Annotated in this window: 18 protein-coding genes; 15 read left to right on the forward strand and 3 right to left on the reverse strand. The window is 59.2% G+C overall.

Annotated elements, in window-relative coordinates; genetic code table 11:
* Nucleotides 1-179 precede the first annotated feature (179 nt).
* From Q2M23_RS01775 to Q2M23_RS01795, 5 genes are all read left to right on the forward strand, one after another.
* Nucleotides 180-1,556 (forward strand): O-antigen ligase family protein, encoded by a 1,377-nt coding sequence (locus Q2M23_RS01775; RefSeq protein WP_316393904.1) that lies wholly within the window; start codon nucleotides 180-182, stop codon nucleotides 1,554-1,556.
* A gap of 44 nt (nucleotides 1,557-1,600) precedes the next feature.
* Nucleotides 1,601-3,565 (forward strand): hypothetical protein, encoded by a 1,965-nt coding sequence (locus Q2M23_RS01780; RefSeq protein WP_316393906.1) that lies wholly within the window; start codon nucleotides 1,601-1,603, stop codon nucleotides 3,563-3,565.
* A 246-nt stretch (nucleotides 3,566-3,811) separates the two neighbouring features.
* Nucleotides 3,812-4,795, forward strand: coding sequence for a GNAT family N-acetyltransferase (locus tag Q2M23_RS01785; protein WP_244558774.1), 984 nt, complete (start codon nucleotides 3,812-3,814; stop codon nucleotides 4,793-4,795).
* A 120-nt stretch (nucleotides 4,796-4,915) separates the two neighbouring features.
* Complete coding sequence (locus Q2M23_RS01790) at nucleotides 4,916-5,986, forward strand: NAD-dependent epimerase/dehydratase family protein (protein ID WP_057017394.1); 1,071 nt, start codon at nucleotides 4,916-4,918, stop codon at nucleotides 5,984-5,986.
* Between the two features lie 17 nt (nucleotides 5,987-6,003).
* Nucleotides 6,004-7,323 carry a DUF4910 domain-containing protein gene (locus tag Q2M23_RS01795; protein ID WP_316393909.1) on the forward strand — a complete coding sequence of 440 codons (1,320 nt, stop codon included), beginning with the start codon at nucleotides 6,004-6,006 and terminating at the stop codon, nucleotides 7,321-7,323.
* Nucleotides 7,324-7,327: 4 nt separating this feature from the next.
* On the opposite strand, the gene rfbC is transcribed toward Q2M23_RS01795, so the two are convergent.
* Complete coding sequence (gene rfbC, locus Q2M23_RS01800) at nucleotides 7,328-7,858, reverse strand: dTDP-4-dehydrorhamnose 3,5-epimerase (RefSeq protein ID WP_316393911.1); 531 nt, start codon at nucleotides 7,856-7,858, stop codon at nucleotides 7,328-7,330.
* A gap of 208 nt (nucleotides 7,859-8,066) precedes the next feature.
* Between rfbC and Q2M23_RS01805 the strand changes: the two genes are divergently transcribed.
* The 6 genes from Q2M23_RS01805 (at nucleotide 8,067) to Q2M23_RS01830 (ending at nucleotide 13,965) form a co-directional block, all read left to right on the forward strand.
* The gene (locus Q2M23_RS01805) at nucleotides 8,067-9,356 is read left to right on the forward strand and encodes a class I SAM-dependent methyltransferase (RefSeq protein ID WP_316393912.1); all 1,290 of its coding nucleotides are present in this window, start codon (nucleotides 8,067-8,069) and stop codon (nucleotides 9,354-9,356) included.
* Nucleotides 9,353-10,147 (forward strand): glucose-1-phosphate cytidylyltransferase, encoded by a 795-nt coding sequence (locus Q2M23_RS01810; RefSeq protein ID WP_057017398.1) that lies wholly within the window; start codon nucleotides 9,353-9,355, stop codon nucleotides 10,145-10,147. Before Q2M23_RS01805 ends, Q2M23_RS01810 begins: the two co-directional genes overlap by 4 nt.
* Nucleotides 10,148-10,152: 5 nt before the next feature.
* Nucleotides 10,153-10,806: a PIG-L deacetylase family protein gene (locus Q2M23_RS01815; protein ID WP_316393913.1), complete on the forward strand. Its 654-nt coding sequence runs from the start codon at nucleotides 10,153-10,155 to the stop codon at nucleotides 10,804-10,806.
* Nucleotides 10,807-10,874: 68 nt separating this feature from the next.
* Nucleotides 10,875-11,927, forward strand: a complete 1,053-nt coding sequence (locus Q2M23_RS01820; protein ID WP_316393914.1) for a hypothetical protein — start codon at nucleotides 10,875-10,877, stop codon at nucleotides 11,925-11,927.
* On the forward strand, nucleotides 11,890-13,461 hold the full coding sequence (locus Q2M23_RS01825; protein ID WP_316393915.1) for a lipopolysaccharide biosynthesis protein: 1,572 nt from the start codon (nucleotides 11,890-11,892) through the stop codon (nucleotides 13,459-13,461). The genes Q2M23_RS01820 and Q2M23_RS01825 overlap by 38 nt, the downstream gene beginning before the upstream one ends.
* A gap of 15 nt (nucleotides 13,462-13,476) precedes the next feature.
* On the forward strand, nucleotides 13,477-13,965 hold the full coding sequence (locus Q2M23_RS01830) for a hypothetical protein (protein WP_253638771.1): 489 nt from the start codon (nucleotides 13,477-13,479) through the stop codon (nucleotides 13,963-13,965).
* Nucleotides 13,966-13,982: 17 nt separating this feature from the next.
* On the opposite strand, the gene Q2M23_RS01835 is transcribed toward Q2M23_RS01830, so the two are convergent.
* Both Q2M23_RS01835 and Q2M23_RS01840 read right to left on the reverse strand, forming a co-directional pair.
* Nucleotides 13,983-15,497 (reverse strand): hypothetical protein, encoded by a 1,515-nt coding sequence (locus Q2M23_RS01835; protein ID WP_316393917.1) that lies wholly within the window; start codon nucleotides 15,495-15,497, stop codon nucleotides 13,983-13,985.
* Between the two features lie 140 nt (nucleotides 15,498-15,637).
* The gene (locus Q2M23_RS01840) at nucleotides 15,638-16,771 is read right to left on the reverse strand and encodes a glycosyltransferase (protein ID WP_253606972.1); all 1,134 of its coding nucleotides are present in this window, start codon (nucleotides 16,769-16,771) and stop codon (nucleotides 15,638-15,640) included.
* A gap of 593 nt (nucleotides 16,772-17,364) precedes the next feature.
* Here Q2M23_RS01840 and wecB point away from each other — a divergent pair.
* Genes wecB through Q2M23_RS01860 form a run of 4 tightly spaced genes read left to right on the forward strand, consistent with a single transcriptional unit; the run spans nucleotide 17,365 to nucleotide 22,781 of the window.
* Entirely contained in the window at nucleotides 17,365-18,582 is a 1,218-nt protein-coding gene (wecB, locus tag Q2M23_RS01845) for a non-hydrolyzing UDP-N-acetylglucosamine 2-epimerase (protein WP_082653799.1), read from the forward strand.
* Nucleotides 18,583-18,594: 12 nt separating this feature from the next.
* Nucleotides 18,595-20,802: a GumC family protein gene (locus Q2M23_RS01850; protein ID WP_316393918.1), complete on the forward strand. Its 2,208-nt coding sequence runs from the start codon at nucleotides 18,595-18,597 to the stop codon at nucleotides 20,800-20,802.
* A gap of 4 nt (nucleotides 20,803-20,806) precedes the next feature.
* Nucleotides 20,807-21,796 (forward strand): glycosyltransferase family A protein, encoded by a 990-nt coding sequence (locus tag Q2M23_RS01855; RefSeq protein ID WP_316393920.1) that lies wholly within the window; start codon nucleotides 20,807-20,809, stop codon nucleotides 21,794-21,796.
* Between the two features lie 4 nt (nucleotides 21,797-21,800).
* The gene (locus Q2M23_RS01860) at nucleotides 21,801-22,781 is read left to right on the forward strand and encodes a WecB/TagA/CpsF family glycosyltransferase (RefSeq protein WP_057017407.1); all 981 of its coding nucleotides are present in this window, start codon (nucleotides 21,801-21,803) and stop codon (nucleotides 22,779-22,781) included.
* Nucleotides 22,782-23,121: the final 340 nt, after the last annotated feature.

Raw genomic sequence — 23,121 nt, forward strand, 5'->3', positions numbered from 1 at the left:
ACTATAAAAATTCAGGAAAGATTGACTTATCGTTGGTGTTCGGAGCCGTGTCTGAGTACGTGTTGGCGCCAGCGCCATTGAGAGGCTGATCGTATCGCTGCGTGGCCCCACGATCGGGCAAGGCGGGCGAGTAACGATCAGCGTGCTGCCTTGGCGACTGGAGTTGACGGGCACCGAGCATGCACGAAGCCGTATTGCGTTCTCAGCGACCAGGCTTGGCGGCCCCGTCCGATCGGGTAATCGATAGATACGCAATCATCCCGCTGCTGGCTTGTGTCTACGCCACGATTGCTTTTCCCCTGATCCTCGTGACCTGTAGTCCGTCGGACTCGGCATGTCTTTTGGAAGCTCGACCAGAGAGCAAAATCTTTTGGCCGATCCTGTCCGCAGTCGCGCTCGTCGTTGCGCTGCGCAATCGGTCGCGACTCCGCTTTCCGCCGATCCTGATCATACTGTTTGCCTATCTTGCGCTGGCGGGGGCGAGCGTTGCCTGGGCATTCAAGCCGGAGGCTTCGGGGATCAGGTTTGCGCAGCAGGCCATGATCATTGCCTCGATCGCGCTCCCGGCGATCGTTGCAACTCGATCGACCGACCTGCTGCGCGGCTTGTTCTGGTGCTTCTTTATCGCTGCCGTGCTGAATCTGCTGTTCGTCATGGGCCGGCCGCCGATCGATGTGAAATTCGCCACATGGGGCTATCCGGGCTATTTCTCGGGCAAGAACTATCTAGGCGAATGCGCTGCCGTTGCATTCCTGCTTGCGCTACATGAACTGCTTCATCCCGGACGGCGACGGATTCTCGGCATCGTTACCGCGCTGATGTCTGTTGCGCTGCTGCTGCTGAGCAATTCAAAGACGGCACTTGCACTTGCGGTGCTTGTCCCGGCGTTCGCCTGGACCTTGCTCAAGCTTTCCAAGGCTACCCGCGTTCCGGTGTGGGTGATTGTCGTATCGATACCGATTTGCTGGATGGTCTTTTCGTTCGTCACCGGCTTCAGCATGAATCGCGTGTCGTACATGCTGTATGGCGATTCGACTTTCACAGGCCGTACCATCATTTGGGATTTTGCAAATATGCAAATCGCAAAGAAGCCGCTGCTGGGCTGGGGTTATCAGTCGTTCTGGCTGGTTGGACCCGACGCGCCGAGCATCGTGGAAGCGCCGGGCTGGGTCAAGGAGATGCCCAACGCCCACAATGGGTATAAAGACACGTTGCTCGAACTTGGCTATGCGGGATTTTTCCTGCTTGTCGCGTTCATCCTTGCGACGATACACGGCATTGGTCGCCTGGCGCGTTTTGATCTTTCGCGGGCATGGATCCTGCTGTCGATCGTTCTCTACGTTGCCATTACCAACGGTCTCGAGAGCACGTGGATGCGCGGCTTCGAAATGCTGTGGGTCGTGTTCGTTATAGCCGCGGTTGAAGCTGCCAGATATTGGGGACAGGCGCGTCCCGCGGCCAGCTTGCGGATAGCCAGGCGTCCAGCAATGCGGCGCACCCACGGATCGCGGTTCAGGCCGCCGTCCACTCCCGTCAACGTCGTGAGGTCACGCTAGCAGGCGCGAAGCCGGTCGGTTCGGCGCTGCAAGTCAGAGGATGCATGTTCAACCGGAAGGTCATCGCGACGCGGCGCAACCCTGATCACGAGACGCTGCGAGCCGCCCCGCGGCGGCGACCTTGGCGATGTTTGGCTGCAACGATGATCTTCGTTGCATGCTCAAGCCATTCGTCCGCATTTGCTCTCGACTCGATGGAGATACTGCCCTCAGATCGCGCGACCACCTGGCAACCCGGCCTGATGGCCGAGGGTAGTATACCCTCTCGAAAAACCATCTGCGCGACGCTGTCGCCTCGTGGCGGCACACTCGATGACGCTGCGGTAATCCAGGGCGCAATCAACGCATGTCCGGTAGGGCAGGTCGTGCAACTGTCCGCGGGACGGTTTCTGATCAATGGCGGCAATTTCCTGCTGCTCAACAAGGCAATCACGCTGCGCGGCTCCGGTCCGGGCCGGACGATGCTCGAAAAGCAAGATGGCGCGAAACCTTTTAATGACGCAGTCGGTGCCAAGCCGTCTCCGCTGGTCGTGGTGGGACCGTCGCTTTTCTCCAGCACGAGCGATACGGTCAATGCCGTGCGATCGGCGAACCTTCGGAATGATGCAATAAAGGGCGAAAAAACCGTCGAGGTCGACGATGCTGCAGGCTTCGTGCCTGGACAGATCGTGCTGCTCGACGAGGCGTCGGCCGCTGATTGGCGTGTCGACCCGCAGGGGCGAGGGGAGATCTGGGCGTCGGAAGATTTCAGGGTTGTCTGGCAAAAGCACAAACCTGCAATTCAGTTTGTCGACGACTTTGCACCCGATGGGTTTCCGTCGACGCCACAGAGCGCTGGATCGTGGTTCGGGAGACCTGATCGGCCCGTCGCCGAGATCAAGGAGATCAGCACCGTCTCCGGTTCCAGGATCACCTTCACGACCCCAATTCACATCAGCTATCGGAAAGCAAACGCAGCTCAACTGTCGCGGTTCGCGCAGCCGCATGTGAAGCACGCGGGCATCGAAGATCTGGCGCTCAAGGGGGGCGACGCGGGCAATCTTCGCTTCAATTGGGCTGCTTCTTCGTGGGCGAAGAATGTCGACAATTCTGTCTGGCACGGCGAAGGCTTTGCAATTCACAGCTCCTTCCGGGTCGAACTGCGCGAGTTCTACGTGCACGACGCGGCCTGGGCTCAACCCGGCGGAGGCGGATATGCCATTAGCCTTTCCGCCGGATCGTCGGAAGCTCTGATCGAGAATGGAATTGCCGTGAGGGCCAACAAGCTGGTGGTGGCGCGTTCCGCCGGGGCTGGTTCGGTGGTCGGTTACAACTACATGGACATGGGCTACATCAATACCAATGGAGCCTGGATCGAGACCGGGCTCAACGCCAGCCACATGGTGGGCGCCCATCACGTCTTGTTCGAGGGCAACTATGCTCAGAACGCCGACAGCGACGACACTCACGGCAACAGCATCTATCACACGTTTTTCCGCAACTATCTGCGCGGCGTCCGGGCAGCGTTCGACAATCAGGCTGGCGGGACGATCGATGATGTGTCGCAGCTCCGCAATGGGCCGCGTCGCGCCGCCGGTCTGATGGCGTATTCCTACTGGATGTCTTTCATAGGAAACGTGCTCGGGGTTCCCGGTCAGATGGACGGCTGGTCGTATGAAACTCGTTTTACCGACGCAAAGCCCGGCGTCTGGATGCTCGGCTGGGACGCCGTGAAGCCATATCCGACGGACGCAAAGGTTGCGACGTCCACGATTCGATATGGCAATTTTGATTACCTCACCAACAAAACGCACTGGGATTCCGGAAGCGAGGATCAGGCCTTGCCTGCTTCCATGTACCTCACAAGCCGCCCCCCGTTCTTCGATGCCGGGCGCGGATACGAGTGGCCTTGGGTGGACCCGGTCGGGATAACGAAGCTTCATGTGCTTCCGGCCAAAGCGCGCTATGACGCCGGCACGCCGTTCGTGCAACCGAATTTGGATGGATCGGCACGCAATAGTTCGCAGTGAGCATACGCCTCGCGGGCAATGATTAAATATGTTTTGAACAGGCGCGGTATTGCGTCAATGCGTCACCTGACCGACGCCGAGCTCGGAGGCTAACTAGGCGAGCGCCCGATTTAAATGCTGCAGACGTCGTTAACTACAATAGAAGCTAAGGCCTTCTGATCCGCGCGGACCTTGGGCATTTCTGCACGTTTTGGTTTAATCAGATTGCCGATTCGCTATCCGGTTAGTCTCCGGAAGAGGAATTTGATGCGCAAATCGGTCTTTCACGAGGATTGGTGGCTGGATGCGCTGGCTCCCGGTGGCTGGCGCGAAGTCACTTGTTCGCGTGGCGGGCGCGTCGTGGGTTCTCTGCGGTTCGTCACGCGTACTGAAAGCGGGATGAACATATGTGAGATGCCTCAGATCACGCGTTTTCTCGGGCCGACGGTCACGCTGCAGTCCGGCAAGACGGAAGCGCGCATGCGGTTGGCGCATGCGGTCATCACTGACCTGCTCAAGCAGGTCGCGGATTTCGATCACGTCGAGATGACGCTCGATACCGGGTTCAGCGATGTGGCCGCGTTCCTCGCGTGCGGCTACGAGGTGCGCGCGCATCCGACTTTCATGCTGAAATGCACGATCCCCCGAGACGAGCTCTGGTCGGGATTGCGCGACAAGACGAAGAACGTGATACGACGCGCGCGGGAACGGCTCGCCATTCGCGAAGTCACGTCCCCAAAATACTTCGTGAAGTATTACCAGGCCAACCTGGAGGGCGCGAAGTCGTATTTCGACCTCTCGCGATTGGAAGCTGTCTATGCCGCCGCGAACGAGCGACAGCAATGCAAGATCCTCGCGGCGGTGGACTCGAACAACAACGTCCACGCCCAGGTCTTCTTCGTCTGGGACCACAAGTTCGTGCACTATTTCCTGTCATCGCGGGACAGGAGCATTGCGCATCCAGGCGCAGTAAGTCTGCTCCTCTGGAGTGGCATCGAGCTGGCGCACGAGCGGGGCCTTCATTTCGATTTCGATGGCGGAATCGAAAACGAGGCGCGATACAAATTCGTTGTGGCGTTCGGCGGAGAACTGGCCAATCGCTTCGACGTCAGCCGCTCCACCACACGTTACCGGCTTCACCGGCAACTACGCAGAGTTCCCCAAGCGCTGCTGCGGCGTCTCTCGCCTGGCGCCGCTACCGGCGACGTCAACGATCATGGGGTACGGCTCAACCATTTTCCGTCGTCCTGAGCGGATCGTTCCCGCAATTTCAGGCGCGCCATTAACTAAGGTTTTACAAACACGTGCATCAGCGGGCGATTTTGAAATAAGTAGGCGAGATAGAAACAGAATAAATTTGGAGGCGTTTAGATGCGCGTTCTCGTGAGCGGACATCTCGGCTACATCGGAACAGTGCTCACCCCGATGCTACGGCGTGCCGGGCACGAAGTCGTGGGCCTCGACAGCGATCTGTACTCTCGCTGCACATTTGCAGAGGGCGGGTCGATCGTGGATGTGCCGGCCCTTTGCAAGGACACGCGAGACATCGAACTTGCGGACCTGAAGGCTTTTGATGCGGTCCTGCATCTTGCCGCGCTGTCTAACGATCCGCTCGGCAATCTGAGACCTGGCCTTACCGACCAGATCAATCATGTAGCCAGCGTGCGCCTCGCGCAGCTGGCCAAGCAAGCCGGTGTGCGACGGTTCGTGTTTGCGTCCTCCTGCAGCAACTACGGCAAGGCGGGCGACGGGATGATCGACGAAACCGGAGCCCTCAACCCGGTGACTGCTTATGGCGAATCCAAGGTGCAGTCGGAGCGCGATATTGCCAGCCTCGCCGGTGACGGATTTTGCCCGGTCTACCTGCGACCCGCAACGGCTTACGGCGTATCTCCCCGGCTCCGATTCGATGTCGTGCTGAACAATCTCGTTGCCTGGGCGGTGACAACGCGGAAGATCCTCTTGAAGTCGGACGGCACGCCCTGGCGGCCCATCGTTCACATCGAGGACATCTCCCGCGCCTTTATCGCGGCGATGGAGGCTCCCGAGGCGGCGGTGTTCAATGAAGCTTTCAACGTCGGCCAGACGGCGCACAACTACCAGATCCGCGATCTCGCGAAGATCGTCGCCGATGTTGTCCCCGGTTGTCAGATCGAATTTGCCGATGGCGCCGGTCCCGACACGCGGTCCTATCGCGTGAGCTTCGAAAAGATTCGAACCAGGCTGCCGGAGTTCAAGCCGCAATGGGATGCGAAGATGGGCGCGGAGCAGCTCTATAAGGCCTACCGGGTCTCGGGCATCACGCTCGAAGAGTTCGAAGGTCCCCGGTATCAGCGCATCAGCCACGTCAACAAGTTGCTGGCGGACGCCGTGCTCGATGCGGATCTCCGCCATGTAAAGTCGAGGCGGAGCGTCGGGCAATCGGCTCTCGCCGCGAACTAATACACGCGCCGATCGATTTGACACACCAGGAGGACGGCGTGTCGGCGGCAGACGATGGCACGAGTTCAGGCGCAAAGATCTTTGCGCTTGCCCAAAAGATCTACCCGATCTGCCGCAGCATTACCGGTAACGGTGTGCGGCAGACCCTTCGGGAGATCGGTGCGTACATCTCCCTTGATGTCCACGAGGTGCCGACCGGTACACCCGTTCTCGACTGGGTCGTGCCACGTGAGTGGAACATCCGGGACGCGTACATCAAGGACCCGCGGGGCCGGAAGGTCGTAGATTTCAACGAATCGAACCTGCACGTCATGAGCTACAGCGTGCCGGTGCGCCGCACCATGTTGTTCGACGAGCTTAAGTCCCACATCTTCACATTGCCCGATCAGCCGGACCTGGTCCCCTACCGAACGTCTTACTACCAGGAAAACTGGGCTTTCTGCATGGCCCACCGACAGCTCGAGCAACTGCGGGACGATAGCTACGAGGTCGTGATCGACTCGACCCTCGCCGACGGGCATTTGACCTATGGTGAGTATTTTCACCGGGGAGAGTCAGACGACGAGGTGCTTCTGTCGGCGCATGTTTGCCATCCCTCGCTTGCCAATGACAATTGTTCCGGTCTGGCCCTGCTTGCGGAGCTCGCAAGCCGCATCTCCCAGATGCGAACGCGATACAGCTATCGGTTTCTCTTTGCGCCGGGAACGATTGGCGCGATCACCTGGCTCGCCCGCAATGAGCATCGTGTGTCTCATATCAAGCACGGCCTCGTGGTATCAATGGTCGGAGACGGCGCCGGTCCGACATACAAGAAGAGCAGGCAGGGCGATGCCGAAATCGACCGTGCAATGTTACACACGCTGCAGCATTCCAAACTGACGCCGACGATTTTGGCGTTTTCGCCCTACGGCTATGATGAGCGGCAATACTGCTCGCCCGGGTTCAACCTGCCGGTGGGATTGTTTCAGCGCAGCCGTTTCGGTGCCATCCCTCAGTATCATACCTCGGCCGACGACCTGAGCTTCATTCGGCCGGAGCACCTCGGGGAATCCTTCCGCATCATTTCCGAAGTCATCGACCTGCTCGAAGGCAACCGTAGCTACTACAACACGTCGCCGAAAGGCGAACCGCAGCTGGGTAGACGCGGACTCTATGGTGCGATCGGCGGCGACAAGGACGCTGCTGCAGCCAACATGGCGATGCTGTGGATTCTAAATCTGTCCGACGGACATCATTCTCTGCTTGATATCGCCAGGCGTGCCGACCTGCCGTTCCCGGTCATTCTGACGACAGCAAAAGTGCTCGAGCGCCACGGGCTCCTCGCGCCTGTGCGGTAAGCGTTCACGCACCCCGAAGCGGCCAGTTCAGGTCCTTATCGGAGATCGTGCTGACGGCCAGAGGCCAGCTGATGCCGAACATCGGGTCGTCGTATCGGACGCCGCTAGCAGCCGAAGGCTCGTAGAACTCCGAAATCAGGTAATTGACCTGAACGTTGTCGCTCAAGGTTTGAAAGCCGTGTGCGAACCCCTCGGGGACGTAGAGCTGCGAACCGTTCTCCGCTGAAAGCTCGAAGCCGCGCCATTGACGAAAGGTCGGCGAGCTCGCACGCAGATCGATGATGACGTCCCAAATCGATCCGTTCAAGCAGCGCACGAGCTTAACTTCGCCGTGCGGCTCATTCTGAAAGTGCATTCCGCGCAATGTTGCCTTGCGCGAGGAGCTCGAGATGCTGTGCTGGGGAAATCTGGTCACGAGCCCATTTGCACGAAACTCGTCTTCGCAAAACGTGCGCGCGAAAAAGCCGCGCTCATCGTGTGCAGGCTCGACTTTGACGAGCCACGCTCCGTCAAGTCCTGTTGCTTCAAAGCGCATGGGACGTATCCACTCCCGACCGAGAGGCCAATTGTCGATGACCAGTTCTATACAATTTTACTAAAATTTTCAGCAACTGCGTGGTTTACCTTGTTGTTCGATATCGCTTCATATTGTTCGCTTTCATACGATAAAATTCAATCTAACGAGCCCGATTTAAGCGCCGGCAATCTCATATTCGGCAATCCTATATTCATGGTACGGCCCAATGAACGCTCACTCGAGATTCGAATCGATTCGGTCGAAATCCTCTCACGGTAACTGCCGTCTGTGCGGCGCGACGTTGAAATCGACGTTTGTCGACCTGGGGATGTCGCCTCTCTGCGAAAGTTTTCTCACAGCCGACCAGACCGACGCCATGGAGCCGTACTACCCGCTGCACACCGTGGTTTGCGGGTCCTGCTTCCTGGTGCAACTCCAGGAATACGTTAAACCGGAGCATATCTTCACCGAGTATGCCTACTTCTCGTCTTACTCGACGTCGTGGGTGGAACATGCGCGGCGCTACTGTGAGATGATCAAGGCCAGGCTGAGCCTTGGTGCCGAGAGCCGCGTCTACGAGATCGCGAGCAACGACGGCTACCTGTTGCAGCACTTCCTGCCGCTCGGGGTGCCGGTCACGGGAATCGAGCCGGCGGCCAACGTGGCCGAAGTTGCTAGGCAGAAGAATGTCCCGACAATGGTCGAGTTCTTCGGCCTGGAGCTGGCGCGGAAGCTGGTGTCAGATGGCAAGCGCGCCGATCTGATTATCGGCAACAACGTGCTGGCACAGGTTCCGGATCTAAACGATTTCACCGCCGGAATGGCGTGCCTGCTCACGCCGAAAGGCGTGATTACGCTCGAATTCCCGCATCTTGAGCGGCTCATCGACGAAAATCAGTTCGATACCATTTATCACGAGCATTTCTCCTATTTCTCGCTGGTCACGATCGATCGTCTGGCGCGGCGGCATGATCTGAAGGTTTTCGACGTCGAGCAGATCTCAACGCATGGCGGCTCGCTTCGCGTCTATCTCTGCCGCGCCGATGCGACTCACGCCGTCTCCGCCGCGGTGACCGCACTGCTGGCCCATGAGCGTCGGATCGGCCTGGAAGACATAGGTCAGTACGAGCAGTTTACATCGCGGGTTCATCGCACCAAGCGCGAACTGCTGTCGTTCTTGATCGCGAGCAAGAACAAGGGCGCGCGGATCTGCGGCTATGGCGCTCCCGGCAAGGGCAACACGCTGCTGAACTACTGCGGCATCGGTACGGACTTCCTCGACTTCACCGTGGACCGCAACCCTTACAAGCACGGCCGCTATACACCGGGAATGCACATTCCGATCCTCCCAGTCGAAGCCATCGACGAGGCTCGTCCCGACTACCTGTTCATCCTGCCCTGGAATTTGAAGAGGGAAATCGTCGCGCAAATGCGGCATGTCGCGGACTGGGGCTGCAAGTTCATCGTTCCGATTCCTAACGTCGGAATCATTGATCCGCGTGAGGTTGCGCCATGAAGGTTGTCCTTTTTTGCGGCGGTCTCGGTACGCGGATCCGCGAGTATTCGGAGAGCATACCGAAGCCGATGGTCCCGATCGGCCATCAGCCGATCCTCTGGCATGTGATGCAGTACTACAGCCAGTACAATCACAATGATTTCATATTGTGCCTTGGCTACAAGGCGAACGTCATCAAGGATTACTTCCTCAATTATCGCGCGACTGCGAACAGCGACTGCGTGATTTCGGAGTATGGCAAAAAGGTCGAGTTGATCGGCGAACATCAGCCGGACTGGCGGGTTTCGCTGGTGGATACGGGGACATGGCGCAACATCGGGCAGCGCTTGCTGGCCGTCCGCCATCTCGTCCAGGACGAGGAGATTTTCCTTGCGAACTACAGCGACGGGCTGACCGATGCGCCGCTGCCGGACATGATCCAGAAGTTCAAGGAAAGCGGAAAGATCGGCTGCTTCGTGGCGATCCATCCACCGATCAGCTTCCACCTTGCCGAGTTTGACGCCGAGGGGTCGGTGCAGCGGATTCGCTCCAGCCAGGAGTCCGAGATCTGGATCAACGGCGGCTACTTCATCTTCCGCAACGAAATCTTCGACTACATCAAGGAGGGAGAAGAACTCGTCCAGGAACCGTTCAACCGTTTGATCGAGGGCGGTCATCTCATGGCCTATCGCTATGAGGGTTTTTGGCGCGCCATGGATACCCTGCGCGATAGACAAGTGTTGGAGGACATGGTGGAGCGCGGCGACACGCCGTGGCGGCTGAATCACTCGTCGGTAGCCAGCGCGGCATAACCGGAATGAGAGCATTGCAGCTTGCCAAGCCCGGAGACCGTCTGTCGATCCTGTGCCTTGGCGCCCATTCGGATGATATCGAAATCGGCGCGGGAGCGACGCTGCTGGATCTGATCGAGCGGGGTATCAAGCTGGACGTGCATTGGTGCGTTCTAAGCGGTGGCACCATACGGGAGGCTGAGGCGAGAGCGTCGGCAGCTGACTTCTTGTGCGAGGCGGCATCCGCGAATATCGAGGTGCTGTCATTTCCCGACGGATTTTTCCCGGAAAGGGGAGAAGCCATCAAGGAATGGTTTGAATCGCTGAAGCGGCGGGTCGAGCCCGACGTCATTCTGACGCATCGCAGGGATGATGCTCATCAGGACCATCGTCAGGTCTGCCGCCTGACCTGGAACACGTTTCGTGATCATCAGATTCTGGAATATGAGATCCCGAAGTGGGATGGCGACTTCGGTCAACCCAACGTTTACATGCCGGTGTCGGCGGCGGCGCTCGATCGTAAGATTGAACTCCTGCTCAAGCATTTCGGGACGCAGCGATCCAAGCAGTGGTTCGATGCGGACACCTTTCGCGGCCTCGCACGGATTCGGGGCATGGAGTGCAGGGCTACGGAACGCTTCGCCGAGGCATTTTTTGGACGAAAGTTGACACTGATCTGACGATGGTTGCGCGGATGTCACGCAGCCGGTGAATTTCTGATTGCAGGGTGTATCTCAAGGCGCACGATATGAGCACGCTATTTTCAAGCATCTTTCGCGCTGGTGACCTGGTGGAGGTCAGAAGCAAGGAGGAGATCCTCGCGACGCTGGATGCCAACGGCCGCCTGGAGGAAATGCCCTTCATGCCCGAGATGCTGAAGCATTGCGGCAAGAGGCTTCGCGTCGGCAAGCGAGCTCACAAGACCTGCGATCCCGCGCTCGGTATCGGCGGGCGCAAGATGCTGAACACGGTCCATCTCGAGAACATTCGCTGCAACGGCGCGGCTCATGACGGCTGTGAGGCGGCCTGTCTGATATTCTGGAAGGACGCCTGGTTGAAGCCGGCGGGCGAGAAAACGCCGTCGCCAGATGGCGCTGACAAGCCGTTCAGGTCAGGCGGCTGCAGCGAGGATACGCTGTGGAGCACGATCAAGCATCCGCCGAAGGTCGGCGAAACCGAGCCGACCTACGTTTGCCAGAACACACAGGTCAAATTCGCCACGCAACCCCTGAAGTGGTGGGATCCGCGTCAGTATGTCGAGGACTACACTTCGGGTAACGTTCGGTTGCAGGACCTCGTCGCCGGATTGACGTTCTCGGTCTGGCGCACGGTCACCGAAGCAGGGCTCGGCATTGGCACCGCGATGCGCTGGATCTACGACACATTCCAGCGCATGAGAGGTGGCGTGCCTTATCCGATCAGGCCCGTCGGTGTGCCGGAGGGTAGCAAGGTCCCGCAGTCCCGGCTTGATCTGCAGGTGGGCGACGTCGTGCGCGTCAAGCCGTACAAGGACATCCTCGAGACACTGGACTGCAATTACCGCAATCGCGGCCTGTATTTCGATCCGGAGATGGTGCCGTTCACCGAGCGCGAGTACGAGGTCGAGAGGCGTCAAAAGCAAATCATCGACGAAGGCTCATGCAAGATGGTCCGTTTCAAGACGGACGCGATCATCCTGAAGGATGTCGTGTGTGAGGCGCGCTATGCGATCTGCCGCCGCTTCTGCCCGCGCGCCATCTATCCCTATTGGCGAGAAATCTGGCTTGAGCGGGTACCTCAAGGCCAGAATCCAGCGAATTGAACGGGAACGGCGCGTGCATCGGAACGAACGTACCGATCAGTATTTTGCGGACAACAAGCCATATTCTGGCCTTGGCCGCAGGTCGCTGCACAGCGGCGTAGCGTTCATTGCTGCGCGTGGACTGAATATCTTCGTTCAATTGGCCTCGACGATCGTGCTGGCGCGACTGCTCGGACCGCACGATTTCGGGTTGGTGGCCATGATGCTGGCCCTGATCGGCTTCGCGCCCCTTTTCGTCGATCTCGGGATGAGCGAGGCCTCCGCCCAGCGGCGCAGCATCTCACGAGCCGAGGTCAGCACGTTGTTCTGGCTGAACGTTCTGATCGGCGTCGTGCTGGCTGTCGTGCTGGCTGCGTCCGGTCGGTGGATAGCGCGTGCCTTCGGCGAGCCATCGCTCGCGGGCATGGCATTGGCATTGTCGGTGACCTTCCTGATGATGGCCTTGTCGACGCAACACTATGCGCTGATGCGTCGGGCAATGCAGTTTCGCCGCATCGCGATGATCGACATATCGGCGAACATCATCGGAAGCGCTGCAAGCGTCGGACTGGCGCTTTCGGGCTGGAGCTACTGGGCGCTGATCGCCAAGCCGATCATAACATCGGCCTTGACCGTCGTGGGAGCCTGGACCGCCTGTCGATGGATCCCAGGCAGGCCCGGACTTACGCCAATGGTCAAGGAACTGCTGCGGTTCGGGCTGGGAGTCACCGGCTTCACCGTGACAGATTGCTTCGCTCGTTCAGCGGACAGAATCGCGATGGGGTATTTCCTCGGGGCAGGGCCGCTTGGCTATTTTCAGAACGCCTTCACGATCTACAACAACCTGCTGTCGATTCTCAGTGAGCCGCTGCATAACATCGCGGTTTCGGGACTGAGCAAGCTCCAGCACAGTGCGGCCGAATTGAAGCGTTCCTGGGAAGGCGCGCTTTCATTGCTTTGCTACTTTTCGGGACCTGCCTTCGCGGCCCTGGCCGTGAGCGCTCATGACATCGTGATCGTGCTTCTCGGAGAAAAATGGTCTCCCGCGGGCCCCCTGCTCTGTATCCTCGCCATTCGCGGCATTGCAGACTGCATCGAGCGAACTCTCGGTTGGGTCCATGTCGCTGTCGGGCGTCCAGATCGGTGGATGCGATGGGGCATCTTCAGTGCAATCTGCCAATTGGTTGCGCTTGCAGCTGGACTGCCGTTCGGCGTGATCGGAGTGACGATCGCCTACACGGTCACCATGTTCGTGCTGTTCGTTCCAGCGCTGGTCTACGCCGGCAGGCCTGTCGGGATCACAATCGGGGACGTCCTGCGCGCGACAGCGCCGCAGACCATTGCTGCGCTGGTCGCCGTCGCGGTCGCCTCCTCGATACAGGACGCATTCCTGCAGGAATTGCCGCGGTTGCTGCGAATTCCCGTCGCGAGCGTGATCTGTGTGACGGCCTACCTGACCGTCGTGATCGGGGTCTTCAGGATCACGCGGCCACTGCAACTCGCGTGGTCGTTGCTACGCGACTTCGGCATTGTACGACTGCAAGTCAACTCCTGATCCTGGATTACGCCCATGACCTCCGTTGAGCGCTTCCTGATTAACTTGGACACCTGGCCCGCCGGGGCATTCCTGAGGATCGGCCTCGGCCTTTGCATTCTGCCGGTGTTCCGACTGCTGTCCGGCGGCGACGATCGTATCGTGGTCGCGTTGACGATGTTTCTTGCCTTGCTGCTCACGCTTCGCCTTGTGCCGGCCGTGTGCCGACGTGTCCTTCCGTTTTCGCGCGAAGCGAAAGATCTGTGGTTCAAGCGTCGCAATCTTGGCAAGAGGTACGACTCCTACCAGTGGCAAAAGCTCTTCTGGATGGGTCTGGGCATGCTGCCCGACGCACTGATCTCTGGTGGATTGGGGCGCGGTGAAATCGTGCTGCTTGCGATCTGTACGATCGGCGGCGGAGCAGGGTTGCTGCTTTGGCGCAAGACCGGCCAGCTCAGCGTCGGTGTTGCCACTGCGAAAGCGACAAAGTTGCCGCCGGCCGCGGTCGCGTCGACGCCGCCCTAGGACCGGGCCGCCCTACATTACGGGAGCCTGCGGCACTCGGTGAACCTGTCGCCGTCCGGCGTTTCCGCCCTCTCGAGGCAATGAGCCTTATCGGTAACCTTGCCGGCTACGACAAAGTCGTAGGCCTGGTTTTTGAAGACCAGCACGTAACGGCCGGGTGAGAGGACGAGATCTGGGTTCACTGGCTGCAGCTCGACCATCTCGCGGCTTTCAGGGACCGGCGCTACGGTCAGGTCGACGGAAACGGACCGGATAGCCCAGGCATCGTTGGCCATAGCGACTGCCGGTGACGACGGTGTTCGTGCCACCTGGGCGAGAATGCGCAATTGTGCGTTGTCGGGCGCGCTTGTCATAAGCTCGCGCTGATACGCGACAAACGAAAGCGGGCCGTGCGGCACCACAACCGTGCCGGGCTTCGTGGTCAATACCGACACGGCGATCCGGCTGTCGGGAAGGCGGATGTTCATCGGCTCGAGCCGGATCATCCGCCCGATGCTTGACGCAAAAATCCCATATGTCGTCGGCAGTGAACGTGCGGGTGGAGCGGGCGCGGCTGCTTCGATCGGAGCACGATGTACGAACGTGGCAATTGCCGGTTTCAGCTTGCGTCTGCTTTGCGGTGGCGACTGAACGGGCGTCGCGTTCGAATGGCTGACAACCTGGGGTGTTGTATTGAACACGGATGCAACATTGCCCCGCATGAGCATTCCAGTGCCAATCGCCAGCAGAACCGCTGTCGGAGCAAGGAACCACACAAAGTTGCGCACTTTCCATTCGCTGGTGATGGAACGTCGGTCTCGCGGCGAGCTCTGAAGTTCTTCCGCGATCAGCTTGTCGATCAGTATGATCTGCTGTTTCTGCACCGCGACGCTCGCCTCGGCGGTGCTGGTGTGCACGGGCGGTTGCACTGCTGGACGGATTGACGCCGGCGGCACCGAGTTCGGACCTGGGTCCGCGGCCGGACTGAATCCCTCTCCTTCATCTGCTTCGGGCGTGTACGAGGCAACGGCTGAGCCGGCATGCGAGTCCGGTGGCGCTGGCTGCGTGTCGTTGTCGGATTCCTTCGCTGAAGCATCGTCTGGATCGGCCGCAGAGGAGACGGACCCGTCGTCTGGTCCGGCATCAGGCGGAGCCACATTTGTCCAGCGGCCGATGTTCTCCGCGGCCTCATTCAGGCGCAGACTGACCTCATCCTGCGGGAGCACGATCGGCTGCAGGTGTTCCAAGTCGGGGACCGGGTGGGCTTCATTCGTCGGCCCACCGCCTGGCAAGCTCGGATTGTCGCCGAGGATCGTCGGTTGCTTGTCGGTCGGACTGTCTGGCGGCGGCTCGGCGGGATTTCGTTCCGGATTTACGGGCTCGCGCAGGCGGGCTTCGACGAATTGCGTCCAGGCGCCACGCCGTCGCAGAGGTGCAGCAAGCCTGTCTGCCTGACGTGGCAAGGGCGGCGCATTGAGGATGGCCGCCTGAGCCGAGGGGAGCTGACTGGAGCGTTTCATGCCTGGATACGCAGCTTGACGTTTGTCCGCCATTGCGGACGTTCGCGACACCCTGGCGATCATATGAAAAGGATCGCCGACCTGCCGGGATGTAGCAGCCGCCGCTTAACAGGCCGTTAACCATAAACCGGCGGAAACGCCGCATTGCTCCGCACCACGCGAGGGCGACGATTTCAGGCGGCCGCTGGCAGCTCAAAGGATCCGGCGATCTGGCGCAGACGGTTGGCTCGTGCGCGCATCTGATCGGTATGAGCAATACCGAGGATGTCGAATACCGTCTGTATGCGGTAGAGCCAATCGTGCCTCAGCGCGGCTTCCCGGACGTTTGCGTTCTGAACCGCTCGCAGTCGCGCCGGGTCTGCGTCCAACGCTTCGAGGATCTGGCAAATGTCGGGCGAATCGAAGGGTACATGAATGACGGCGTCGGGCCAGTCGAACTGCCGTGCAAACTCTTCGGTGCGCGGCGCTTCTCCAACCATCACCGCCCCGGCTGCAGCGCCTTCATAGTAGCGAGCGGAAATCTCATCACGGCCGGCCGTGAATTCCGGGTTGTTGACGTGACTGCGATTGGCAATGAAATAGCGGCTGCGCTGCAGGATATTCGCAATCATGATGCGGTGTTCTTCCGGATTGTCGACCCGGAACGTCCTTTCTTTTCGGTTCGAACCGCTCGCCGCCACAGTGTCGTAGTAGTAGAAGAAGCGCTCTCTCTCGGCGCCGGCCAGCAACGCGGCGTGGGTCGTCGCCGAACGACGCCCGATGTTGCACACGGCGATCGATCGCTGCTGCTCGGGCCTCGGCGCGAACCGCTCCACGTCGACCGCCAGCGGCAGATAGCTGCACGGTCGACCTGCTATTCGCGCAATCTGCGGTGCGCAGTGATGCAGGCCGACGAATATATGATCAAATCCGGATAGGAGCTCGACCAGATACTCCGGGATGTCGTCTGCCCAGACTTCAGTGATGAAGCATGCGGCCTTGCGACACCGTTTGCGCCAGTCGGGAATCGCGGCGAGTGAGTGAAGTTGATACGCATTGCTGAAGATCGGGAAGAACAGTTCGTAATCACGTTGCAGCCGCAGTTGCGGCGGGGAGGGTGCCAGCACACCTGCCAGTTTGGTCGATCCTGATGCAAGGCGCGTCCACTTGTAGACCCGTCGCGAGAACTCCAGCGCAGCGCGATTTTGAACATCGAACCGATCGGCGCGCGTCATCGCCGCCAAATTGTCCTCGAACTCATAGCTGAGGCAAAATGCAACAAGATCGGAAATCCGACGCTGCGAGAGGAGTAAAACCTTGCCTTCCACGAGGCGCTGCCTCCGACCTATCAAATGCCGGAAAGTGCCGGCCACACGACTTCCGGAATCTCTCGACCAGGAGCGAGTTGCGCGTTGATCGTCGTCACGATGCGCGCAATGGCGCCTATCAACGCTAGTCCAGATACGCTATTTAATCTTGTTTTGTACAAGTTTTACCGAAATTGGATAATGCGAGCCTGTGGGGTTCATTGCACGCGCATTGGCATTCCCGCCGTGCCGTTCCGAATGCAAGCACGAGGATGCATCGGCGAAGATTTGCGAACGGTACAGCGAATCCGCGTTAACCTGGAGAAGTTAAATCTGGAACTCGCTGGCAGTAGCGAAGAACGTCAGCGGACAATGACTGAGTGCGCGTTAACCCGAAAAGGTTAAATCTGGAACCGCCTGACAACAGCCGGCTTCGATGATGCGCAACGCGCTCTGCGGCAACTCCGAGAATTAGCTATAAATTTCATTTAACATGTGCCGAGCCAACGTTGGCGATGAACGCGTCGGGAAAATCCGGTAGCGTGCCGCATCATTTCGAAACGACAAAAATATTCAACACGGCAAATCATTGAACACAGGCGGCGTCGGGGTTCATGCGTATTCTTAGCGTATTTGGTACTCGTCCAGAGGCGATCAAAATGGCACCGCTTGTGCTTGCGCTGGGCGAAGCAGAAGGAATTGATACGCGCGTCTGCGTGACGGGCCAGCATCGTCAGATGCTCGATGATGTGATGTCGGCCTTCTCGTTGAAGGCTGACTACGACCTGAACATCATGCGACCGAACCAGTCGTTGAGCGAAGTGTTCAGCGCGGTCATGACCGGAATCGATCCGATCATCGCCGACTACAATCCGGACTACGTTCTTGTACAGGGCGACACCGCAACCAGTACGGCGGCTGCACTTGCCGCGTTCTTCCGGTCGGTCAGTGTCGGGCATGTCGAAGCGGGATTGCGAACCGGCAATCTCATGAGTCCGTGGCCGGAGGAGGCCAATCGGCGGGTCACTGCCGTCGTTACGACGAGGCATTATGCACCGACGTCGCGGGCGCGTTCTGCCCTGCTGAAGGAGGGGTATCCGCCAGACGCCGTCATTGTCACCGGCAATACCGTGATCGACGGACTGCTTCGTATGGCTTCAAATATCTCTCAACCGGGCGAGCTTCGTCGGTCGCTTGAAGCGAAATACTCATGGCTCGATACCTCGAAGCGGCTCATCCTCGTGACTGGACATCGGCGCGAGAGCTTTGGATCCGGGTTCCGGCAAATCTGCGAGGCATTGAAGACGATCAGTCGGCGGGACGATATTCAGATCGTCTATCCCGTCCATTTGAATCCGAACGTGCGCGGGCCGGTGTTCGACCATCTGCGCGATGCGTCGAATATCTTCCTGATCGAACCCCTTAACTATCCCGAGTTCGTCTACCTCATGACGCGTTCGTATCTCATCCTCACGGATTCCGGTGGAATTCAGGAGGAGGCGCCGGCGCTTCGGAAGCCCGTGCTTGTCATGCGAGATACCAGCGAGCGCATGGAGGCCGTTGACGCCGGCGTCGCTCGCCTGGTCACCACCGATCCGGTTCGCATTGTTGCAGGCGTCGAGCGCCTGCTCGATGTGCCAGCGGAGCACGAAGCCATGTCTCTCGGTGCCAATCCGTTCGGTGAGGGGCGCGCCAGCAAACTGATCGTGCATGATCTTCTGAATGTCCGTCGGCCGAAACATCCAGCTGATGGCATAGCGAGCGTCAATCTTTTGTCGAATGCCGAGATGCATACGAAACCGCCGTCGCCGGTTCCCCAACCGGCCCACTGATCAAACGAAGCCATGGACACCAGAACCAATCAATTGGTTATTCAGGAATACGGCCAGCCACTTGCGGAAGACTATGGTCCGCCTGCGGCGGGCCGTCCCGCTTTCGGCTTATGGGACATTGTCGACGTTCTGCGCCGCGAATGGCGGTTGCCCGTTATCGGGCTGTTGATTGGGCTGGCGGTTGCCGTGGCTTCCGTTGTGGTCATGAAGGCGCCCTACAAGAGCAGTGCACGCATCCTCATCGATCGAAGTCTCAATCGTTATCTGCAGACGAACAAGATCGTAGATCAGCCGACGATGGATGAAGTGGAGGTCGGCAGTCAGCTCTACGTACTGTCATCAGACAGGGTCCTGCTTCCGGTTATTCGCTCGCTGGGTCTGGCCAGTGATGGCGAGTTTGCCGGGCGATCTGCACTTGGCAGCGCCACAGACGGGAACTCCAGCACGGCGGAAGCCACTGCAGCCGCTGAACGAGCGGCGCTCGAATCTCTGCTGAAGCGGGTGACTGTTGCACGTGAGGATGTCGCGAACGTTATCAACGTAACGGTCGAGTCGCAGAGCGCGGAGAAGGCCGCGAAGATCGCCAACGGAATCGTGGATAGCTATCTCGAGTCCCTGCAGGACGCAAAGCTGAAATCAACGCAGAAGGTGAGTAAGTGGCTGCAGGAGCGGCTGATCGAACTGAAGAAGCAGGTGGCCGATGCTGACAAGGCGCTGCAGGACTTCAAGACGGCTAACAATCTCAGCAGCACTGGCGCTCAGGATACCGAGCTCCTGGCAAGTCTGAATACCCAGCTGATGAATGCCAAGTTCGCGGCAGTTGAAGCAAAGGAGCGTCTCGACCGGATCAAGCGGACAGAGGCAAACGGGATTCCGTCGGCCGTGTCGACGGACGCGCTATTCAACGACAAGCGAGCGGCGGTCATCAACTTCGCACTCAACAACAGCGAACTTGCACGTCTCCGCACGCAAAAGCGCGATCTTGCGTCTCGGCTTGCGGAGATGGAAGCTCGCGTCGGTCGCAAGCACGCGGCTGTCGTCAAGCTTCGTGCGCAGCTCAACGGCGTTGACGCCGCCATTCGGTCCGACGAGGGGCGCATTACCGATTCCTACGCCAGCGAATACGAAGTCGCTAGGGCACGACAGACTGAACTCGAAGACACCGCCGCGAAGCTTTCCGCGGAAACCGGAAGCCAGCTGCGCGAACTCGAGAGCGCTGCCGAGGCGCTGCGCAATCTCTATAGCGGATTCCTGCAAAAGCATAAGGAGATCGAGGCGGCGCAGGCGGAGACGCTTCCGGCCCAAAGTGCGCAGATCATCACGAGAGCGGTTCCGCCGCTGACAAAGAGTTCCAAGAAAACCCTCGTCGTGGCGGCAGGCAGCATTGTTCTCGGTCTGTTTCTCGGCATAGGCTCTGCCTTCGGACGTGAATGGATGGCGGATGTGTTCCGTACGCCCAAGGCCGTCGAACAGGTGACCGAGATGCGGTGCATCGGACTGCCCTTCGTCTATGCTGGTCAATTGCCAATCGAGGAGCATGTCCTTGCTGCCCCCTTCTCGCGCTTCGCGGAAGGTTTTCGCAATGTGAAGGCGATGCTCGACCTTTCGTCCGCCTTGACCGGGGGCAAAGTCATCGGCGTCGTGTCGGCGGTTTCGAAAGAGGGAAAGACTGTCGTTGCCGCCAATCTTGCCGCGCTCATATTGTCGTCCTCTGGATCGCGCACGCTGTTGATCGATGCCGACCTTCATCTCCGGAATCTCACGACTGCACTGTCCCCGGATGCGAAGGTCGGGCTTTTCGAAGCGCTGGAAGATCCCTCCCGTCTTGGCGAGTTTGTTTGCAAGCGACCGCATTCGGGGCTGGATGTCCTGCCGAATGCCTGCGCGCTTCGGATTCCCAACGCTGCTGAACTCCTGGGCTCGCGGGAAATGGAAAACCTGCTCGCCGTCGCACGGAAGTCCTATGACTACATTGTGGTGGAGGTGGCGCCGATCATGTCGGTCGTCGATGCAAGGCTGATCGAGCGCTTCATCGATGAGTTCGTCTTCGTTGTGGAATGCGGTCAGACCAAGCGCACGAGCGTGCTCGAAGCGTTGTCGGTAACGCAGCTCATCCGTGAGCGCGTGTCGACCATTGTGCTCAACCAGATCGATCCCGTCGAGCTTAGAACCATCGAGGCAAGAAATGGCGTCAGGTCCGAAGGATATTACCGGGAGTAGACCTGTGGACGAGCTTGACAGGCGCGCTTCAGGTGTTCCGCACAGCGCCACGCCGCGCAGGTATGTGCTGATTTCGCCCTGCCGCGATGAGGGAGCCTATCTCTGCCGTACGCTGGACAGCGTGGCTGAACAGTCGGTGCCGCCTGCGCTGTGGATCGTCGTTGACGACGGATCCACCGACGAGACGCCACGGATTCTGGAAGAGTATGCGGCGCGGTTGCCTTATCTGCGCGTCGTGCGCCGCCATGACCGAGGCCATCGGCGGGTAGGGCCCGGCGTGATTGAGGCGTTTTATGATGGTCTCGATCAAGTGTCGCTCGGCGACTTCGGCTATTTGTGCAAGCTTGATATGGATCTCGACCTGCCGCCTCGCTACTTCGAGCTGCTGATGCAGCGAATGGAGGATAATCCACGTATCGGGACGACCTCAGGCAAACCTTGGTTCGTTCATCCCCAAACCGGTGATCTCGTGCCCGAGGTCTGCGGCGACGAAATGTCGGTTGGGATGACGAAATTCTATCGGGTTGAGTGCTTCGAGCAGATCGGAGGATTCGTGCGACAAGTCATGTGGGATGGCATCGATTGCCACCGCGCCAGAATGCTGGGCTGGATCGCGGAGAGCGTCGATTCAGAGCCAATCCGGTTCGTCCACCTTCGTCCGCAAGGGGCCAGCCAGAAGAGCATCTGGGCAGGCAGAATTCGTGCTGGCTTCGGTCAGTATTTCATGGGCACTTCGCCGTTTTACTATCTGGCGGTGGCGGCTTCCCGTCTTCGCGCGCACCCAATGTTCATCGGAAGCATCGCGATGCTTTGGGGTTACTTCAGCAGCTGGGCAAAGGGGTTGCCGCGCTATAATGACCTCGAGTTCAGACGTTTTCTTCGTACGTATCAGCACGCGTGCCTGAGACTGGGTAAACGAGCTGCCACGGCTCGCCTGGACGCCGAGCAAGTGGCTCGGTGGCAAGCCAGCCGGCAATCGCCGCAGGGGAGTTGAGCAGATGAAGCAACACGCGAGCCTATTGGGCGTCGAATTTGATGCGGTTACGCTCGATCAGGCGGCGCAGCGTTGTGTCGATATCTGTCTCCGCTCGAACAGTTCTCACGTCGTGATGACGATCAATGCGTCGCATCTCTGCATGATGCGGCGAGACGTGGAGTTGGCGCACGCATGTTCCGCGGCCGATATGACGGTGGCGGACGGTATGCCGGTGGTTTGGGCAATACGAGCGTCAGGTCAACACATGCCGGAACGCGTGGCCGGCATCGATCTGATGGAAGGACTTTTAAGGGGGGCCGCGTCCAACGGACTTTGTGTCTATTTTCTAGGGGCGCACCAGCAAGTCGTCGAAAAGCTCGTGCGGGTCTGCGAGGCGCGCTTTCCGCAGCTGAAGATCGCTGGTTTTCGGAACGGCTACTTCGGTCCGGACGAGCACGAAATTATCGTCGATGAGATACGAGCCAGCGGCGCCCACATTCTCTTTATCGGCTTGCCGTCCCCGTTCAAGGAGGTATGGAGTGAACGCTATCGGGATCGGCTGCAAGTTCCCGTCATTCTGGGGGTCGGCGGCAGCTTCGACGTCTTGGCCGGCTTTATCAGGCGCGCTCCTCGGCTATTCCAATCGCTCGGTCTCGAGTGGTTCTGGCGCCTGATGATGGAGCCGCGCAAGTTATGGCGGCGATATCTTTCCACCAACAGCGAGTTCATCTGGCTGGCGCTCCGCGAAGTGGTGGCGCGCAGGGCTTACGCCGTCCGTCCGGGAAGAGCGATCGCCGGATCGGCAAGCGTGGTGCGGAGAGACGACCGAAAAGTGGGTACGGAACGCAGGGTAGCTGATCGGCGAATTCTTGTCCGGCGAAGGAGCAACGTGCGGGATTCGCAGGTTCCGATACCCGATCGCCGGCGCGGCATAGAGCGACGTATCTCAGAGCGTCGGGCACGGACGGCTAATGCTCTCAAGGGTATCGAGGTGAGCGCCTGATGTATCGGCTGACCGACCAGGATCACTGATCCAAGCAGGCGGCTAAGCGATTCGCTTCATGGCGCAAGCGCGGGAAGCATCAAAGTGATTAAACCGCCAAGCAGTACCGATTCCTTCGGGTACGATAACGCAGACCAACCCATAGTCGTTAAGCTAAAGCCTGATGTGTACGTATTTGGGTATGAGTTCTGCCACGTTCTGCAAACGCTGATCAAACACGGCTGCGTGCCCGCCGAGCTCATCTATGAGGACGGAGGGGCGCTCATCCTTATTTTTGATCCCAATGAGAAGAAAGCGGAACTATGGTCAGGATGGTGGAGGTGCGACAAACCCGACATTT

This window comes from Bradyrhizobium sp. 33ap4 (assembly GCF_032654765.1).
Classification (GTDB): domain Bacteria; phylum Pseudomonadota; class Alphaproteobacteria; order Rhizobiales; family Xanthobacteraceae; genus Bradyrhizobium; species Bradyrhizobium australafricanum.

Excerpts from the sequence above, each read along its gene's own strand:
- Q2M23_RS01775 (WP_316393904.1), top strand. The coding sequence starts at position 180 with ATGCACGAAGCCGTATTGCGTTCTCAGCGACCAGGCTTGGCGGCCCCG.
- Q2M23_RS01780 (WP_316393906.1), top strand. The coding sequence starts at position 1,601 with ATGTTCAACCGGAAGGTCATCGCGACGCGGCGCAACCCTGATCACGAG.
- Q2M23_RS01785 (WP_244558774.1), top strand. The coding sequence starts at position 3,812 with ATGCGCAAATCGGTCTTTCACGAGGATTGGTGGCTGGATGCGCTGGCT.
- Q2M23_RS01790 (WP_057017394.1), top strand. The coding sequence starts at position 4,916 with ATGCGCGTTCTCGTGAGCGGACATCTCGGCTACATCGGAACAGTGCTC.
- rfbC (WP_316393911.1), bottom strand. The coding sequence starts at position 7,858 with ATGCGCTTTGAAGCAACAGGACTTGACGGAGCGTGGCTCGTCAAAGTC.
- Q2M23_RS01805 (WP_316393912.1), top strand. The coding sequence starts at position 8,067 with ATGAACGCTCACTCGAGATTCGAATCGATTCGGTCGAAATCCTCTCAC.
- Q2M23_RS01810 (WP_057017398.1), top strand. The coding sequence starts at position 9,353 with ATGAAGGTTGTCCTTTTTTGCGGCGGTCTCGGTACGCGGATCCGCGAG.
- Q2M23_RS01815 (WP_316393913.1), top strand. The coding sequence starts at position 10,153 with ATGAGAGCATTGCAGCTTGCCAAGCCCGGAGACCGTCTGTCGATCCTG.
- Q2M23_RS01820 (WP_316393914.1), top strand. The coding sequence starts at position 10,875 with ATGAGCACGCTATTTTCAAGCATCTTTCGCGCTGGTGACCTGGTGGAG.
- Q2M23_RS01830 (WP_253638771.1), top strand. The coding sequence starts at position 13,477 with ATGACCTCCGTTGAGCGCTTCCTGATTAACTTGGACACCTGGCCCGCC.
- Q2M23_RS01835 (WP_316393917.1), bottom strand. The coding sequence starts at position 15,497 with ATGGCGGACAAACGTCAAGCTGCGTATCCAGGCATGAAACGCTCCAGT.
- wecB (WP_082653799.1), top strand. The coding sequence starts at position 17,365 with ATGCGTATTCTTAGCGTATTTGGTACTCGTCCAGAGGCGATCAAAATG.
- Q2M23_RS01850 (WP_316393918.1), top strand. The coding sequence starts at position 18,595 with ATGGACACCAGAACCAATCAATTGGTTATTCAGGAATACGGCCAGCCA.
- Q2M23_RS01860 (WP_057017407.1), top strand. The coding sequence starts at position 21,801 with ATGAAGCAACACGCGAGCCTATTGGGCGTCGAATTTGATGCGGTTACG.